Here is a 17654-nt window from a genome sequence, read left to right as displayed (position 1 = left end):
GGGGTAATGCTATGACATTTGTACAAAATTTCACACCGGTAGGGGACAGTCTCGCTCTGTCTGCCTTAATCGCTTTAATTCCAATTGTCTATTTTTTCTGGGCGCTTGCCATTAAAAGAATGAAGGGGTATATGGCCGGGCTGACGACATTGCTGATTGCACTGGCAGTGGCGGTTCTGGCATTTAAAATGCCGGCCGGAATGGCTTTTATGTCAGCGACACAGGGTGCAGTATACGGGATTCTGCCAATTGGCTGGATCATCATTACATCGGTATTTCTTTATAAATTAACCGTAAAGACTGGCCAGTTTGAGATTATCCGTAATTCCGTCCTGTCGATTACGGAAGACAGGCGTTTGCAGGCACTTTTGGTAGCGTTCTCATTTGGAGCATTTCTGGAAGGTGCTGCAGGGTTTGGTGCCCCGGTTGCGATATCGGCGGCTTTGCTTGTCGGACTGGGATTTAACCCGCTTTATGCCGCCGGGCTGTGTTTAATTGCCAATACAGCACCAGTTGCGTTTGGTGCGATTGGAATTCCGATTATTGCCGTAGAAGGCCCAACAGGAATCCCGGCGATGGAAATTTCAAAGATGGTTGGCCGGCAATTGCCGTTTTTATCGGTTTTTATCCCGTTCTATTTAGTCGTTATCATGGCAGGGTTTAAAAAGACGTGGGAAATCATGCCTGCCATTCTCGTATCCGGCGTTTCTTTTGCTGTTACCCAGTATTTGTCCTCCAACTTTTTAGGGCCTGAACTTCCGGATATTTTATCTGCATTGGTGTCTTTATTTGCATTAGCGATTTTCTTAAAGTTTTGGAAACCAAAAACAATTTTCCGATTTTCTGCTGAACAGGAAATGGCAGCTGCCTCTGCTGTGAAGAAGCCTGCTGACAAGCAGATTTCCTATACGGGAGGACAAATTTTCAAAGCATGGTCTCCTTTCCTTGTACTAACAGCAGTTATTTCATTGTGGGGAATTCCAACGCTGAAACTGGCGTTAACGGGTCATTATGAGGGTACAAACGCGGTGTTAAAAGCGATAAATTCAATTGGAAGCGCTTTGACGATGATGCCTGAAGTTCCGTTGCTCCATAACCGAATTATAAGTGGAGCAGGAACAGAAATTGCCGCTCTCTACAAACTGGAATTTTTGGGTGCTGCCGGTACAGCGATTCTCATCGCAACCATTGTTACGAAATATATTGTCGGGATTGCCTGGAAGGATTGGATCGGAACATTCGGTGAAACGTTAAATGAGCTCAAGTATCCAGTGATTACAATTGGTTCGGTTGTTGGATTTGCTTATGTCACGAATGCCTCAGGAATGAGCACCACTTTAGGGATGACGCTGGCAAAAACAGGCTTTTTGTTCCCGTTCTTCTCGCCATTCCTTGGTTGGCTCGGGGTATTCATAACCGGCTCCGATACGTCGGCGAACCTGTTGTTTGGAAATCTCCAAAAGGTGACCGCAACTTCAGTTGGCATGGATCCTATTCTCGCCGTTGCCGCGAACTCGTCGGGTGGTGTTACCGGGAAGATGATTTCCCCGCAGTCGATCGCAGTTGCATGCGCGGCAGTTGGTCTGGCCGGCAAGGAATCGGATTTATTCCGCTTCACAATCAAGCACAGCCTTTTCCTTGTCATCTTAATTGGAATATTGACTTTCCTGCAAAATGGCATCCTTTCGTGGATGATCCCTTAATGAAAAGAAAACTGTACAAAAAGCTTCCCGTGCCCGGGGAGCTTTTTGTATGCAGCTGCCGCGTTTTCACTATACCTTTTTTGCGAACAATCATATATAATAAACAGTTATGAACAGCTTTAACTCTGAAAAGGAGTCAAAACAGATCATGAATATTATCTGCACAACTTTAAACGCTAAATACATTCACACAAATATTGCGATTCGCTATTTAAAAGCTTATGCCCGCCCCGAGTTTGATGTTCAGCTGACTGAATACACGATCAAAGACCCGATTATGAATATTGTAACGGACCTGATTCGCAAAGAGCCTGATCTTATCGGGTTTAGCTGTTACATTTGGAATATAGAAGAAACGATCAAAGTGATCAAAATGATCAAGAAGATCAATCCAGCGATCCGGATCGTGGTCGGCGGCCCTGAAGTAACCTACGATGCTCGTGAATGGATGGACGAAAACGCTGAATTTGACTTTATTGTCATTGGCGAAGGGGAAGAAACATTCAAACAATTGTTAAGCGAGCTCGATGGCTCAAGGGATTTTTCAAAGGTTCCCGGTCTTGCATTCAGGAACGATGGCAAAACGATCATCAACCCGCAGCGAAACAAATTAGACCTGCGCGAGCTGCCGTCCCCTTTCCGGTTTGAAGAGGATATTCCCCATTTGTCAAAGAGGGTTACTTATATCGAAACGAGCCGGGGCTGCCCGTTTAGCTGCCAATTTTGCCTTTCGTCGATTGAAGTCGGTGTCCGTTATTTTGACCGTGAAAAAGTCAAAGACGATATCCGTTATTTAATGAAACATGGTGCGAAAACAATTAAATTTGTTGACCGCACTTTTAATATCAGCCGCAGCTATGCAATGGACATGTTTCAATTCTTAATTGATGAGCATTTGCCTGGGACTGTCTTTCAATTTGAAATTACCGCGGACATCATGCGCCCTGAAGTGATTGAGTTTCTGAACCGCGAAGCACCACCAGGATTATTCCGCTTCGAAATAGGCGTGCAGTCGACAAATGACTATACGAACGAGCTTGTCATGAGAAAGCAAAACTTCGAAAAGCTGTCGCGAACCGTGACGATGGTAAAAGAGGGCCGGAAAATCGACCAGCATCTTGATTTAATTGCCGGGCTTCCGGAAGAAGATTACGCTACTTTCAAAACAACCTTTAATGATGTGTTCGCTCTCAGGCCGGAAGAGCTTCAGCTTGGCTTTTTAAAAATGCTGCACGGAACCGGTCTGCGGCTGCGGGCCGACGAGCATCAATATGTATATATGGACCACTCCCCATACGAAATTTTGGGGAACAATGTCCTGTCCTTTCACGATATTATCCGGATCAAGCAGGTCGAAGATGTGCTTGAAAAGTATTGGAATGACCACCGAATGGACGAGACGGTTGAGTATCTCGTTTCAAAGGTATTTTCGTCCCCTTTTGACTTTTTCCAGCAATTCGGTACGTACTGGGAAGAACAAGGCTGGGAGCGGATCGGGCATCAGCTCGAGGATCTTTTTAACCGGCTCAGGCAGTTTTTGCAGTATAAAAACTTGGGTCATCTTGACATTATTGAAGGCTTAATGAAATATGACTATTTATCAAAACACAAATATAAGCCAAGGAAACCGTGGTGGCAGGCTTCATTTGAAAAGGCGGAGCGCGCGGCCATTTATAAGGATTTCCTGCAAAATCCCGGCTTGCTTGGCAAGAGCTATCTGGAATTGGGTCTCCAGGAAAAAGAGCTTTATAAGCATACGATGCTCGAAGAAATCCCATTTAACCTTGAAAAATATTTAATCAGCGGGGAGATTGAGCTTGAGCCTTCCATAATGCTCGTCTACTTTGCAGCAAGCGAAGAGAAAGCGTCTGTGTTCACTTGTAAAACAAAGCAATTGTCCAAATAAAAAGATGTGAAGGTCTTGTGAGCTGGTTTTGCTTCAAGACCTTTTCATTATTTGTTCCTCTTTTTGCTTTCCTTCGTGCTTTTCTTCTCGTTTATAAAAGGAATTTCGTATATTTTGCTTGCATTTATATCGCCGAATTCGTTGCCAAATTCAACATTGGCTTGTTGCCCGTTTTCATCACTGCGTTTTTTCATTTACTCCAGCCCCTCTCTGTTTGCGCGTTTATTCAGCCGGAAATTCGATTCCTGAACATCCTGCAGTTTGCACTATACCCTGCTGACTATATCCACTCAACTTTCATTAATGCACTGTAGTCCTATTTTTAGCTTCCGTGGGAAAGATATGTATCATCTTTACTATGGGAAAAATTAAAAAAATCCCGGCACTTGCCCGGAATTTCTTTATCAACCAATAATCACTTTTTCCTTTGGAAAATGGTAGTTCGCTTTTTTCTCTGAACCGCCAAGCAAAAATAAAGATGAAATTAAGCCGATTCTGCCAATGAACATCAGCGCCATGATGATGCATTTTCCCGGTGTCGATAAATCCGGGGTAATCCCCATTGATAACCCTGTGGTTCCAAACGCCGAGCAAATTTCGAACAAAATTTCAAGCAGGCTGTGGTGCTCTTCCGTAATCGATAAAATAATCAGTGACAATAAACAAAGAATCGTCGCCAGCATCGTAACGGCCAATGATTTGATAATGTCTTCCTCGAAAATCTCGCGCTTAAAAATTTTAATGTTGCGATTGCCTTTGGCAAAGTGGTAAACAAACAAAATATTCAAGGCAAAGGTCGTCGTTCTTATTCCTCCGCCAACCGAGCTTGGCGAAGCACCGATAAACATTAAAACAGACATGATCAGTAAAGTCGGGACAGCAAACTCACTGACATCCATTGTGGCGAGTCCCCCGCTCCGCGTCGATGCCGACTGGAAGAAAGCATAAAAGAACGATTTATGCCAAGAGATACCCTTAAAATAATTTTGGCTTTCAATGATTAAGATCAGCAATGTTCCGCCGGCGAGCAGCACTGCAAAAGTGACTGTTGTCAGCTTCGTGAACAAAGAAAAACGGAAGTTGCCCTGATTGTTTTTCGGAAATAAGTATGCCTTCACTTCGATTAACACGGGAAAACCAATTGCCCCGAGTGTAATCAAAATGATGTTGATGATTTGAACAAAATAATCGTCCGCAAACGGCTGAAGCGAAGCGCCGGTAATATCGAAACCGCCATTTGTCGTCGCACTCACTGCTGCAAAAAGGCCGTGGAGAAAAGCCTCCCCCCATGTCGGATAATATCTTAAAAAATAAAAACCTAAAATTAAACTGCCGATTAATTCAATTAAAAGAATAATCTTTATAATTTCCTTTATTAAGTTCACAACACCTGCGAGGTTGACTTGGTTATGGTCGGTCATAATCAATCTGCGTTCCCGCAAGCCTATTTTCTTCCCGAGCAGCAGCCAGAAGAAAGTTCCGAGAGTCATCACGCCAATGCCCCCGAATTGGAGGACAAACATCAACATAAAAATACCGAAAACGCTATATGTTTCCGAAATATCAAAAACGGCAAGCCCTGTTACACTTACCGCGCTCACGGCTGTAAACAGGGTGTCAATAAAGCTGACGGAAACACCCGGCTGATGGACAGCCGGTATGCTTAACAACAGGACAGAGACACTGACCGCCAGAAAATAATAGCTGACAATGGCCCGGGCAGGTGTAATTTTGTCGAGTCTTTTTTGTATCTTATTCCACATTTGACGTTTGTCCTTTCGACATTTTCCCAACCCTTATCATAAAGAATATACCCGAATTTTAAAAGCAATATCAGGAAAATAGCATGATTTTCTTATATTCTTTATAATGGTTTTAACAAAACTGGGAGGACGCGCTATGTTAATGCCGGGGCTTGCCGAAAAAATTATCATCGAAGTAAGAAAGCTATTAAATGAGGATATCATTGTGGCCAATCCAGATGGAACGATTATTGCAAGCACCGATCCTGTAAGGGTCGGAACGTTTCACGAAGGAGCGTTTTTGGTTTTTAAACGGAAAGCAAAGCGGATCATTACAAAAGAAGATGAAACAAGGTTAACGGGGGTTAAAGCCGGAATCAACCTGCCGATATTTTTCAAAAAAGAAGTCATCGGCATCATTGGCATTACCGGTAATCCCGACAAAGTTTCCCCATTTGGAGAAATCATCCGCAAGATGACCGAGCTGCTAATCAGTGAAAACTACTATGCAGAACAACTGGAAATTCAATCAAGGGCGATGGAAGCATTCGTATTTGACTGGATGCAGATTCACGAATGGGATTCATCCTTTTTGGACCGGGCGAAGCTTTTACATATAGACGTCACGATTCCAAGGAGAGTGCTGCTCGGAGAAATCCGCCTGCCGGAATCGATCAGCCAGCGGGAGCTCGGGCAGTCACTTAAAAGCCTCAACGAAGATATCGCAGACGACATCATCATCAGATGGGGCAATGAACGGATTTTGTGGCTGTCGGCGGAAAGCTCAAACCACTCCATAAAACAAAAGATTTCTAAGGCGGAGCATTTTTGGAAAAAACAATATGGTGCTTCTATTTTAATTGGTGTCGGCCAGCGGGCAGCTCCCGGCCAGATTCATCACTCGTACCGGCAGGCGCTTAGAGCGTTAAAATCGGCACTGGTGAAGGAAACGGTCGTTTTTGATGAGGATTTAACCTTTGAAATGATCCTGGACGACATAAAAAGCGAGACAAAGTCAGCGTTTTTGCAGCGAACAATCAATCCGCTCCTGGATGAGGAAGAACTTTTGTTAACCCTGAAAGAGTTGTTTCGACAAAACCACTCCTTGAAAAATACTGCTGCGGCCCTGCATATTCATATCAATACGCTGCACTACCGGCTTAAAAAAATCAATGATTTAACCGGGCTTGATCCTTCATCGATTGAGGATTTATTGTCGCTGTTTTTGGCGATCGTGATTTTGGACGAACATACAAAAATATAAAAAAATTCACCATAATATTCAGATATAAATCCATAGCGGGACTTTCCCGCTTTTTTTATACTTAAAATTGAGAATATTGGTTAAACAGCTAAGTAAAATTGAAAGCGTTTTAATTTTTTTTTGGGGGGAGAGAGATCAGTGATTACAACTGAAACAAAAAACCAGCTGCTCGACATTGTCGGATCAGAAAATTACGATGATTCCAAAGCAGGCCGCTTAGTTTATTCTTACGATGCAACGCCCAATTTTCAGTCGATGCCGGATGCTGTCATAAGCCCGCGGAACACAAGCGAAGTTGCCGAGATCGTAAAAATATGCAATTCAGCCCGGATTCCTATCGTACCGCGGGGATCGGGCACAAACCTGTGCGCCGGAACCTGCCCGACAGAAGGAGGAATTGTTCTTCTTTTTAAACATTTAAACAAAATTATCGAGATTGATGAAGAAAACTTGACCGTTACGGTTGAACCGGGAGTTATCACCCTGGATTTAATCAATGCTGTTGAGGCAAAAGGTTTATTTTACCCGCCTGATCCGAGTTCAATGAAAATCTCGACGATCGGCGGAAATATAAACGAAAACTCAGGCGGGCTGCGCGGGTTAAAATACGGTGTCACAAGAGACTACGTGATTGCCCTGGAAATCGTGCTTGCAAATGGGGAAATTATCCGGACCGGAGGAAAATTGGCAAAGGATGTTGCCGGCTATGATTTCACCCGTCTTTTTGTTGGTTCTGAAGGGACGCTTGGCATCATTACGCAAGCGACACTCAAGCTTGTCCCAATGCCGGAAACGAAAAAGACGATGCTGGCACTGTACCAGGATATTGAAGCGGCTGCCAAAACAGTGTCAAAGATTATCGCCAACAAAATTATTCCAACGACGCTTGAATTTCTTGACCAGCCTACACTGGAGGTAGTTGAAGCCCACGCCCAAGTCGGCTTGCCGACTGACGTGAAAGCCGTGCTTCTCATTGAACAGGATGGCCCCGCAGAAGTCGTCGACCGCGATATTTTGCGGATGACCGAAATTTGCAAGCAGGAGCATGCCGTCTCAGTTGAAGTGGCAGAAACAGAGTTTGAGGCTGAGGCGCTTCGCACTGCCCGGCGCGCCGCTCTGTCCGCTTTAGCCCGCCTGAAGCCGACAACGATCCTCGAAGATGCGACTGTTCCGCGTTCCGAAATCGCCAATATGGTTAAGGCCATTAACGAAATTGCGTTAAAATATAACGTTAAAATTTGTACATTTGGCCATGCCGGAGACGGCAACCTCCATCCAACCTGCCCGACAGACGCAAGAAACCATGAGGAAATGGAAAGAGTCGAAAAAGCATTTGAAGAAATTTTTATGAAAGCAATCGAACTGGGCGGAACGATTACCGGGGAGCACGGCGTCGGGATGATGAAAGCCCCATATTTGGAGTTGAAGCTTGGCAAAGAAGGGATTTCTGCGATGAAAGCGGTCAAATCCGCACTTGACCCAAATAACATATTAAATCCCGGAAAAGTATTTGCTAAAGACAGCAGGAAGCGTGTGGTGGTAACAAAATGACAACAAGAACTGAACAGGAAGCGATTCAGCAGCAATTCCGGCAACGAATGGATGAAGATGAACTATTAAACTGTATGCGATGCGGGTTCTGCCTGCCATCGTGCCCCACCTACATTGAATCCGGTTATAAGGAATCCCATTCGCCGCGCGGCAGAATTGCCTTGATGAAGGCGGTTGTCGATGGATTGATCGAACCTGATGAGGATGTCGAAAGATCTTTGGATATGTGCCTTGGCTGCCGGGCATGTGAGCCGGTTTGCCCATCGGGTGTCAAATACGGCCATTTGCTTGAAGAAGCCCGGGATATCATCAACCAAAATAAAAAACATTCATTACCGGTTCGGGCGGTCCGAAAGGCAGTCTTTGACGGGCTTTTTCCGCATCAAAACCGGATGAGAACGTTAACGGGCCTGCTTGGATTTTATCAAAGATCAGGATTGCAGAAGGCCGCTCGAAGAACGGGTGTATTAAAACTGCTCCCAGAAAATCTCTCAACGATGGAAAAAGTACTGCCGCACGTTCCGCGCTTAGCGGAAATGAAAAACAGGCCTGAGCATCTGCCGGCTAAAGGCGATACGAAAAGCCGTGTTGCCTTCTTTTCCGGATGCTTAATGGACACGATGTTTTTGAAAACAAATAATGCGACAATGAAGCTTTTGCAGATTGCCGGCTGTGAAATCGTCATTCCAAAGGAACAAGCCTGCTGCGGGGCCCTTCACGGCCACAGTGGTGAAAAGGCGTCTGCCAGGGAGCTTGCAAAAAGAAATATTAAAGCCTTTGAAGACTTAAACGTTGATTATATCATCACAAATGCTGGCGGATGCGGAGCGTTCCTCGTCGATTACGGCCATTTGTTAAAAGACGACCCCGACTGGGAGGAACGGGCCCGCGATTTCTCAATGAAGCTAAAGGATGTAACTGAAATACTTGCTGAATTGGAGTTTCACAAAAAAGTGAAGCTCGAATTGCCACATCAAGTGATTACGTATCAAGACTCCTGTCATTTGCGCAACGTCATGAAAACTGCGTCCGCCCCGCGCAAGCTGATTCAGGCAATTAAAGGGACAGAATACCGGGAAATGAAAGATGCGGACCGCTGCTGTGGATCGGCTGGCATCTATAATATTGTCGAATCGGATATGTCGATGCAAATACTCGATTATAAAATGAAACAAGCAAAAGAGACGCATGCGGCAACGATTGTGACAGCTAATCCCGGCTGCCTGCTGCAAATGAAGCTCGGGATTGAACGGGAAAACCTGGCAGGACAAGTTCGTGCCGTCCATATAGTCGATCTGTTGCTTGAAGCAGCCGGGGAGACATCTTCATTACAGTGATTTATAAATATCGGCGGGCCGGATTTTGGCCCGTCTTTTTTTATGTTCTGCCACCATTTACGGGTTCTAACCATTTTCGAAAAAGATTACCACGCATGTTTGGGAGATTCTGACTCAAACTAAGTTTACAGAGGATATAAAAGGTCCACTGATTAAAGATGAGGAGGTCTTACAAAATGCCAGGAAGCAGACGCAAATTACTTGTACCAGGAGTTGAACAATATTTAGAGAGTGTCAAATATGAGATTGCCCGGGAATTTGGAGTGAATTTAGGTGCGCAAACCGTATCCCGTTCAAACGGGTCTGTCGGCGGTGAAATCACCAAAAGACTGGTGGCGCAAGCCCAGTCCGATTTAACCAACCAAAACCGGTAAACATAATTTAATATCATGGATTACCGGCCGCTAAAACGGCCGGTATTTATTGAATAAAGATTTATCGTTTAATGCCGGCCTGGTTCCTGCGGATTTTTAACAATATAAACCTCAACATAAATCCAATCAGCAATCCGAACAACAGAAAAATCATCGGCAAAAAAACCGGTCCGAACAAGATCCCGAACAGCTTTAACCTGGTCGACAGCATCAGTCCAACAGTAATTGTATAGGCTGCGAAAACAAACGGCAGATATGAGAGCTGTTCGTCTTCGGGCATCGCCGTACGGTACGCGTCCCACATTGCAAACATGTATAAACAAGGGTAAAACATCAGCCATTCAAAGTTTGTCACTTCGATCGCCCTGTCGATCTCACCCAAAAAGCTAAACATGATCGCAGCATTAAAATGGCTGAATACATTGATGATGATTTCCAAAACAACAAAAAGGGTACCTTTAAAAAATTGGCCAATAAGCAATTGGCTAAAACCCGGCAACGCAACACTCCATAAGACCGCTTCAAGCTTCGATATTTTCTTCATTCATCTTCACGGTTCGTTTCCTATAAGATTCATCCGGTAGAAATACACATTCCAAAAGGGCCGGACGATAATAGCAGGCTTAAATATATTTGTTGTCGCTGCGGTCATATAAACAATTTCACTCATGCACGTTCCTCCAGCACTAGTCGGTAGTTCTAGGATGCACAACGGCAAACGCATTTATTTAGGAAGAATGAAAAATCCTTTTTTTTACAAATGACAATTATGACCAGACAGTTCGTGTCATAAGTTTGATCTGTTTCCGCTCAAGTTCGCAATTAGGTTAGCAAAAAAAGCCCTCTTCCAAAATTGAAGAGGACGTGTTCACATATTATAGATTTTTTTTCTTTCTTGATCTTACCCTTGACAGCGGTTCATCTTCCTTGACGATTTTTAAAAGCTCCTCCAGCATGTCAGCCATTTCTTCTTTGTTATACTTGCCGGCTCTCTCATCCGTCTCTGATTGGTCCGTCTCTGATTGGTCCGTCTCTGATTGTTCATCAAGGAGATAGCCAGGAACAAGATGTCCATCTGGAGTAGCATACATTTTGTTCATCCTGCGTGTCTCTTTATCAAAGAGGCTGTAAACAACAGGGATGACAAATAAAGTTAATAAGGTACTGCTGATTAAACCGCCGATTACAGTAATCCCCATTGGCTGGTTGATCTCGCTTCCTTCACCAATCCCGAGTGCCAGCGGGACCAAACCAAGAATTGTCGTTAACGCCGTCATAAAGATCGGTCTGGCCCTGTCCTTGACAGCTACCACAATGGCTTCACGGCTTTTCATGCCGCTTTCCTTCTTCTGGTTAATATAGTCAACGATCACAATGGCATTATTAACGACAATGCCTGCAAGGACGATAATCCCGATAATCGCGGTCAAGCTTACTGGAGTATCCGTGATGACTAACGCGATTGATACACCGATGACCATGAGCGGAACCGTAAACATAATGACGAACGGATATTTTAGCGATTCAAACTGGGCAGCCATGACAAGATAAATAAAAACAATCGCCAATGCAAAAGCCAAAATCAGATCGTTGATTGATGAATCAAGAAGCTCTTTGTCGCCGCTGTAAACAATGTCTGTTCCTTCCGGCAAATCAAGATCTGCTATTCTCTCATCTACTTTACTCGAGATCGCCCCAAGATTGGTTGATGTTTTGTATTTCAACGTAAACTGGACAGCGTCCTGTTGGTTAATGCGCTGAATATTCACCGGACCATTGCCATTTTCAATCGTTGTAACCTGTCCCAAGGCTACATAGCTTCCGTCGGGTTTCCTGATTAACAGATTTCGTAATTGATCGAGATTCCGGGTAATTTCGTTATCATATTCGACGTCAACACCATAAATCGCTGAATCATCGGTGGTGATTTGTGTTGCCCTCGTTCCCCTTGTGACATCATTTACAATCATCGCAATCTGGACCGGAGCGAGCCCCTCCTGAAGAGTCCTCTCACGGTTCACCGTAATTTGAATCTCTTCAATCGTCTCCATTAAGTCTGTCGATACTTCATTAACATCATCCATCTCACTCAATGACGCATATATTTTTTCAACCGACTCATGCAATCTTGCTTTATCCGTATCACGAACGCTAAATGTTAATGTATTCGGCCCTGTACCGGCAGAGGATTGGAGATTAAATGTTAACTTGGCCGTTGCATTTGCTTGTTTCGCCGCATCCTTAAAATCTTGTTTTACATCATCGACAAATTCAAAGGTTGATCTTTCTCTTTTTTCTAAATCCTTCATTTTAATATAAAGCTCACCGACATTGGCGGAAGTCCCCCCTCTGAACGCGGCTTCCTGGGTCGTACCGATCAAGCTTACATATACTTCAACATCTTCCTGGTTCTTTAACTTGTTCTCAAGGGAAGCCATTACTTTCTCTGTTTCCGTTAAAGCAGCCCCATGTTCCAGATTGACGCGGACGCTGAAAAACCCTTCATCCGTCGCCGGCAAAAATTGTGTTCCGACCGTTGTTAATCCATACGCTCCCCCGGCAAGGAGAAGCAATGAAATCAACAAAACGATAAAGCGGTGCCGTAAAGACCACCTGACCGATCGTTCAAGCATTTTCAAGAAACCGGATCGCTGCCTTCTTCGTTCGATATTCTTTTTAGGCGTCTTCAACAGGCGGCTGGCCAGCATCGGCACAACCGTTAAAGCCACAATCAGCGAGGCAAACAGACTGAACGAGATGGTCAGGGCAAACTCTGTGAATAACTCGCCAATAATTCCGGAGATGAAGGCAACCGGCAAAAATACGACAACTGTTGTGAGGGTCGATGCCGTGATTGCACCGCCAACTTCCCGGGCACCGGCACGGGCAGCTTCTTTTGGACCTTTCCCCATTGACAGGTGGCGGTATATATTTTCAATCACCACGATTGAATTATCGACAAGCATTCCGATTCCGAGCGCCAAGCCGCCAAGTGTCATGATGTTGAGCGTAAAATCAGAGAAATACATCAATACAAACGTGAAAATCACAGAATAAGGAATCGCAATTCCAATGATAAGCGGACTTTTGATGCTTCTTAGAAAAAAGAACAATACAACCATCGCCAGGGCTCCACCCAGAATAAGTGAATCGGAGATATTCCCGATGGCCTGCTGGATATAATCGCCCTGATCAAAAAGAACTTCTGCCTCTATCCCCTCATACTTGTCCAATTGCAGTTGCTCATTTAATTCATTTTGAAACGCTTCCGATACGGCAGCCGTATTGGCATCTGACTGCTGTAGAACACTTATCAGTACGGACGGCGCTTGATTTGCCCTTGTGATTGTGTGGTCATCCTGATTGGCGATTTCAACAGTGCTCACATCCTGCAAGCGAATATTTTGGCCAGTCGCCGGGTTAACAGCGACAGTCAGGTTTTTTAAAGTGTCGACAGAATTAATCGTACTAATGATTCTCGTTGTTAACTCTTTTCCGTCTGTTAAAATCGTATCGCCAGGGAGCGAAATATTATTCGCCTGAATCGTGTCAACGATATCCGATTGTGTTAGCCTGTACGCTCTCAACTGATCCTGATTCAATTCAACCCGGACATTTTTTACGGATGTTCCGGAAAGATTGACACTTGCCACTCCATCTACCTTCGTCAACTCAAGCTTTAAATCGTCGGCAAGCTCTCTTAACGATTCCTCATTTCCATCTGCACTTAAAGATAGCTGGATAATGGGAAACAGTGAAGGATCGAACTTTAGAAAACGCGGCTTTTCGGCATCCTCTGGCAATCTCGTTTGGTCAATTCTTTGAATGACATCATCCTGAATTTCATCCATTGACGTTGTCCAGGAAAATTCCATTAGAACAAAATTGGCGCCCTCTTGCGAAGTGGAGGTGATCGTCTTTATTCCCGGGAGCGTTGCGAGATTTTCTTCAAGCGGCTTGGTTACTTTTTCAAGTACTTCCTCCGGGCTTGCCCCGGGATAATTTGCGACAACAACCGCGACCGGCGGATTAATATCCGGAATCAATTTAATCGGGATATTTAAAAGCGAAACCGCCCCCAAAATTAGCACTAAAAACATCGTCACGATCGTGAAGACCGGCCTTTTAATCGAAAAATTGCTTAATCTCATTATGTACTCCTCTCAGGGCTCTTTTTCTGGTCCGATAGTTGCTCATATCTAGAATTTACTATATAAGAGGGGATAGTGGTATGCAAGTTGCAGATTCTTGCCAGTATGTCGTTAAGCTTAATGACCAAAATAATTTTGGTACGCTGGAGTTAAAACCTCTGTGATGAAATAGAATAACTCGAATTTGAACTAAATCTAACTTAAAATAAGCCATTTTTGTACTCTTTTTGGGGGAAAACGATCATGTTCCCACGAATCACTTAAATATATACCCTAAATAAATCCAAATATTTCTTATAAATTCCATTATTTCACCCATAGAAGTTCCCAGTCTTAATAATTAAGCGAAAAATCAAAGGAATTAAGCGAAAATCCACTTGATTTAAGTGAAAATATGAATAATTAAGCGAAAACGAGAATTAATTAAGCGAAACCCATTATATGGAAAACACTTCCTGCTTGAGTTTATATAAAAATGAGAGGCATACAACGTATGCCCCTCACTTTATTCATCAGCCGCATCCATTGGATTGTACAGCTTGACATTCGGATTTTTTTCCTCGAACCAGCGCAGTGCAAAGTCATTTTCAAACAAGAAAACTTTTTTCTCGTAACGGTCATGCACAAGCAAACTGCGCGAATTGGAGAGATTTTCATCAATCTGCTCATTTTCGACCCAGCGGGCAATTTTATTGCCAAGACGCTCCATTAACACCTCCACATTGTATTCGTTCTTCATGCGGTGCTCAAATACTTCGAATTGGAGCTGTCCGACCGCTCCAAGCAAATACTCCTCGCTCTTGACGGTTTTAAAAAGCTGGATCGCGCCTTCCTGGACAAGCTGCTGGATCCCTTTATGGAAATGCTTCTGCTTCATCACATTTTTCGCTGTAACCCTGACAAATAATTCGGGGGTAAACTGCGGCAGCCTGTCATATTGGAACAATTCTTTGCCAGAAGTAAGCGTATCACCGATCTGGTACAGGCCCGGATCATACAACCCGATAATATCGCCGCTGACCGCTTCCTCGACTGTACTTCTGTCGTCTGCCATGAATTGAGTCGATTGGGCAAGCTTTATTTGTTTGCCGGTCCGGGCCAGATTAACGGCCATTCCCCGTTCAAATTTCCCTGAACAAATCCGCAGAAAGGCAATCCTGTCGCGGTGGGCCGGGTTCATATTTGCCTGGATTTTAAAAATAAACCCTGAAAACTCATTCGCAAGCGGGTCGATCTCGCCTGCCGTTGAATGGCGCGGTTGTGGTGGCGGTGCAAACTGCAAATACGTTTCCAAAAATGTTTGGACACCAAAATTCGTTAACGCACTTCCAAAGAAGACAGGAGTCAATGTGCCGTCTGCAATCTTTTCTTTGGAAAATTCATTTCCCGCTTCATTCAACAACAGCACTTCCTCAAGTGTTTGGTCATATAAAGCTGAAGCCTTTAAAGGATGATCGCCTTCAATTTCTCCTTCTTCATTCAGGCTGATAAACCGGTCGTCTTCGTTTGCCCTGAATTGTTCGATCCGCTTATAAAACCGGTCGTAAATGCCAAAGAACTCTTTACCCATGCCAATCGGCCAATTCATCGGATACGATTCAATCCCCAAAACCTCTTCAAGTTCCGCAAGCAGCTCAAGCGGCGTTTTTCCCTGGCGGTCCAATTTATTAATAAACGTAAAAATCGGAATGCCGCGCATCCGGCAAACTTTAAAAAGCTTTAAAGTTTGCGCCTCGATCCCTTTGGCGGAATCAATGATCATGACGGCGCTGTCTACTGCTGTCAGCGTCCTGTACGTATCCTCACTAAAGTCCTGGTGGCCGGGGGTATCGAGGATATTCACGCGGTTCCCTTTGTAATCAAATTGCATCACACTCGATGTAACGGAAATTCCGCGCTGCTTCTCGATTTCCATCCAGTCGCTCGTCGCAAATTTCCCGGTTTTTTTTGCTTTGACAGTCCCGGCATCGCGGATTGCGCCGCCAAACAGGAGCAGTTTTTCCGTTAAAGTCGTTTTCCCTGCATCAGGGTGGGATATAATTGCAAAAGTGCGCCTTGAAAGCACTTCATCTTGTAGTGTATTAGACATAAAAATTCCTCTCTCTTTTGACAATCAAAAATTTTACTCATACATTCAATCTTATCGCTCGCCATCCCAGTTTGCAATAATGCATTATTGTTTTTCTGATCTTCACTTCAAACACCTCACTAAAGAATTATTAAATATCGGTTTTCAGGGGATGCTACCAGTGTAAATAATGATAGCTTTTTTCAGTAAAATCCGAATTTATTCGTGCATGTCTACATAGTATTTTCGTGTTTAAAAGAAAATCTTGCAACAGGCAATCATTCAAATTATGAGGTGTATGATGAATTTTATTTGGGGAGTATTCGGGATATTTGTTGTGCTGGGATTAGCATTATTGCTTTCTAATAATAGGCGAAAGATTAATCTGCGAACCATCCTCGGAGGGCTGGCCATTCAAATCGGGTTTGCTTTCATCGTGTTGAAATGGGATCTCGGAAGGAGGGCTCTACAGAATTTAACGATGGCAGTTAATGCTATCATCAGCTATGCCAATGAAGGGATCAACTTTTTATTTGGCGGATTGTTTGGCGAAGAAACCGGTATAGGGTTTGTTTTCGCGTTCCAAGTCCTGCCGGTTGTGATCTTCTTCTCTTCTCTTATTTCTGTCCTGTATTATTTAAAAATCATGCAAGTTTTTATCAGAATAATTGGCGGAGGCCTTTCATGGTTGCTCGGAACAAGAAAAGCCGAGTCAATGTCGGCGGCGGCAAACATATTTCTCGGCCAGACGGAAGCACCGCTCGTGATCCGGCCATTTATACCACAAATGACAAAATCGGAACTTTTCGCTGTCATGACCGGTGGACTTGCGTCTGTAGCCGGCTCCGTTTTAATCGGTTACTCGCTGCTCGGTGTTCCTCTAGAATACTTGCTTGCGGCAAGCTTTATGTCAGCCCCGGCCGGACTAATTATGGCAAAAATGATCGTTCCGGAAACAGAGACTTCGGAAGAACCAAACGAGCTTGATATGGAGACAGATGTGGAATCAACAAATGTTATTGATGCCGCTGCCCGAGGTGCGAGCGTTGGATTACAGCTTGCTTTAAATATTGGCGCGATGCTGTTGGCGTTCATTGCGCTCGTAGCGACGCTAAATGGGTTGCTTGGCTTTATCGGCGGATTGTTTGGCTTTGATGAGCTCACGCTGGAATTAATTCTTGGCTATGTTTTTTCGCCGCTTGCATTTGCAATAGGCGTCCCATGGGAGGAAGCGATACAAGCAGGCAACTATATCGGCCAAAAAATAATTTTGAATGAATTCGTTGCTTACTCATCGTTTGCACCGGAAATCCCAAACTTGTCCGAAAAAGCTGTCGCAATCATCAGTTTCGCGCTTTGCGGCTTCGCGAATATTTCGTCAATGGCGATCCTCCTCGGCGGACTCGGTAACATGGCCCCCAATCGCAGACCAGATATTGCCAGGCTTGGGATAAAGTCTGTCATAGCCGGGACGCTGGCTTCGTTGTTAAGTGCAGCAATTGCCGGGATGCTTTTTTACTAGTCGAATATGAATGCAAAATGAAAACGACGGCTCGCC

The 17654-nt window shown here is 44.3% G+C and carries 12 protein-coding genes; 7 read left to right on the top strand and 5 right to left on the bottom strand.

The genetic code is table 11. The features are described from left to right. Positions 1-11 precede the first annotated feature (11 nt). Together CU633_RS17640 and CU633_RS17635 are read left to right on the top strand one after the other, a co-directional pair. Positions 12-1703: an L-lactate permease gene (locus CU633_RS17640; RefSeq protein ID WP_101661894.1), complete on the top strand. Its 1692-nt coding sequence runs from the start codon at positions 12-14 to the stop codon at positions 1701-1703. 148 nt (positions 1704-1851) lie between these two features. Next, on the top strand, positions 1852-3609 hold the full coding sequence (locus CU633_RS17635; protein WP_101661893.1) for a B12-binding domain-containing radical SAM protein: 1758 nt from the start codon (positions 1852-1854) through the stop codon (positions 3607-3609). 47 nt (positions 3610-3656) lie between these two features. On the opposite strand, the gene CU633_RS22965 is transcribed toward CU633_RS17635, so the two are convergent. After that, complete coding sequence (locus CU633_RS22965) at positions 3657-3803, bottom strand: hypothetical protein (RefSeq protein ID WP_180955018.1); 147 nt, start codon at positions 3801-3803, stop codon at positions 3657-3659. 210 nt (positions 3804-4013) lie between these two features. Continuing rightward, positions 4014-5372, bottom strand: coding sequence for a TrkH family potassium uptake protein (locus tag CU633_RS17630; RefSeq protein WP_101661892.1), 1359 nt, complete (start codon positions 5370-5372; stop codon positions 4014-4016). 136 nt (positions 5373-5508) lie between these two features. Here CU633_RS17630 and CU633_RS17625 point away from each other — a divergent pair, with 136 nt between their 5' ends. The 4 genes from CU633_RS17625 to CU633_RS17610 all read left to right on the top strand — a co-directional run bounded on the left by CU633_RS17625 (position 5509) and on the right by CU633_RS17610 (position 9877). Continuing rightward, positions 5509-6615, top strand: coding sequence for a CdaR family transcriptional regulator (locus tag CU633_RS17625; RefSeq protein WP_101661891.1), 1107 nt, complete (start codon positions 5509-5511; stop codon positions 6613-6615). 138 nt (positions 6616-6753) lie between these two features. Then, positions 6754-8166 (top strand): glycolate oxidase subunit GlcD, encoded by a 1413-nt coding sequence (glcD, locus tag CU633_RS17620; RefSeq protein WP_101661890.1) that lies wholly within the window; start codon positions 6754-6756, stop codon positions 8164-8166. Then, a complete protein-coding gene (locus CU633_RS17615) occupies positions 8163-9503 on the top strand; it encodes a (Fe-S)-binding protein (protein WP_101661889.1) in 1341 nt (446 codons plus the stop codon). The genes glcD and CU633_RS17615 overlap by 4 nt, the downstream gene beginning before the upstream one ends. A gap of 176 nt (positions 9504-9679) precedes the next feature. Further along, positions 9680-9877, top strand: a complete 198-nt coding sequence (locus CU633_RS17610; RefSeq protein WP_101661888.1) for an alpha/beta-type small acid-soluble spore protein — start codon at positions 9680-9682, stop codon at positions 9875-9877. A gap of 61 nt (positions 9878-9938) precedes the next feature. Here CU633_RS17610 and CU633_RS17605 read toward each other — a convergent pair whose 3' ends face one another. The 3 genes from CU633_RS17605 to CU633_RS17595 form a co-directional block, all read right to left on the bottom strand. Further along, entirely contained in the window at positions 9939-10421 is a 483-nt protein-coding gene (locus CU633_RS17605) for a hypothetical protein (protein ID WP_101661887.1), read from the bottom strand. A 331-nt stretch (positions 10422-10752) separates the two neighbouring features. Beyond that, positions 10753-14028 (bottom strand): efflux RND transporter permease subunit, encoded by a 3276-nt coding sequence (locus CU633_RS17600; RefSeq protein ID WP_101661886.1) that lies wholly within the window; start codon positions 14026-14028, stop codon positions 10753-10755. 505 nt (positions 14029-14533) lie between these two features. Continuing rightward, complete coding sequence (locus tag CU633_RS17595) at positions 14534-16117, bottom strand: peptide chain release factor 3 (RefSeq protein WP_101661885.1); 1584 nt, start codon at positions 16115-16117, stop codon at positions 14534-14536. Between the two features lie 280 nt (positions 16118-16397). Between CU633_RS17595 and CU633_RS17590 the strand changes: the two genes are divergently transcribed. Then, on the top strand, positions 16398-17618 hold the full coding sequence (locus CU633_RS17590) for a NupC/NupG family nucleoside CNT transporter (protein WP_101661884.1): 1221 nt from the start codon (positions 16398-16400) through the stop codon (positions 17616-17618). Positions 17619-17654 lie beyond the last annotated feature (36 nt).

The sequence above is a fragment of the Bacillus sp. V3-13 genome (assembly GCF_002860165.1).
Classification (GTDB): Bacteria; Bacillota; Bacilli; order Bacillales; family Cytobacillaceae; genus Bacillus_BJ.
This window is presented reverse-complemented; position numbering and strand designations above follow the sequence as displayed.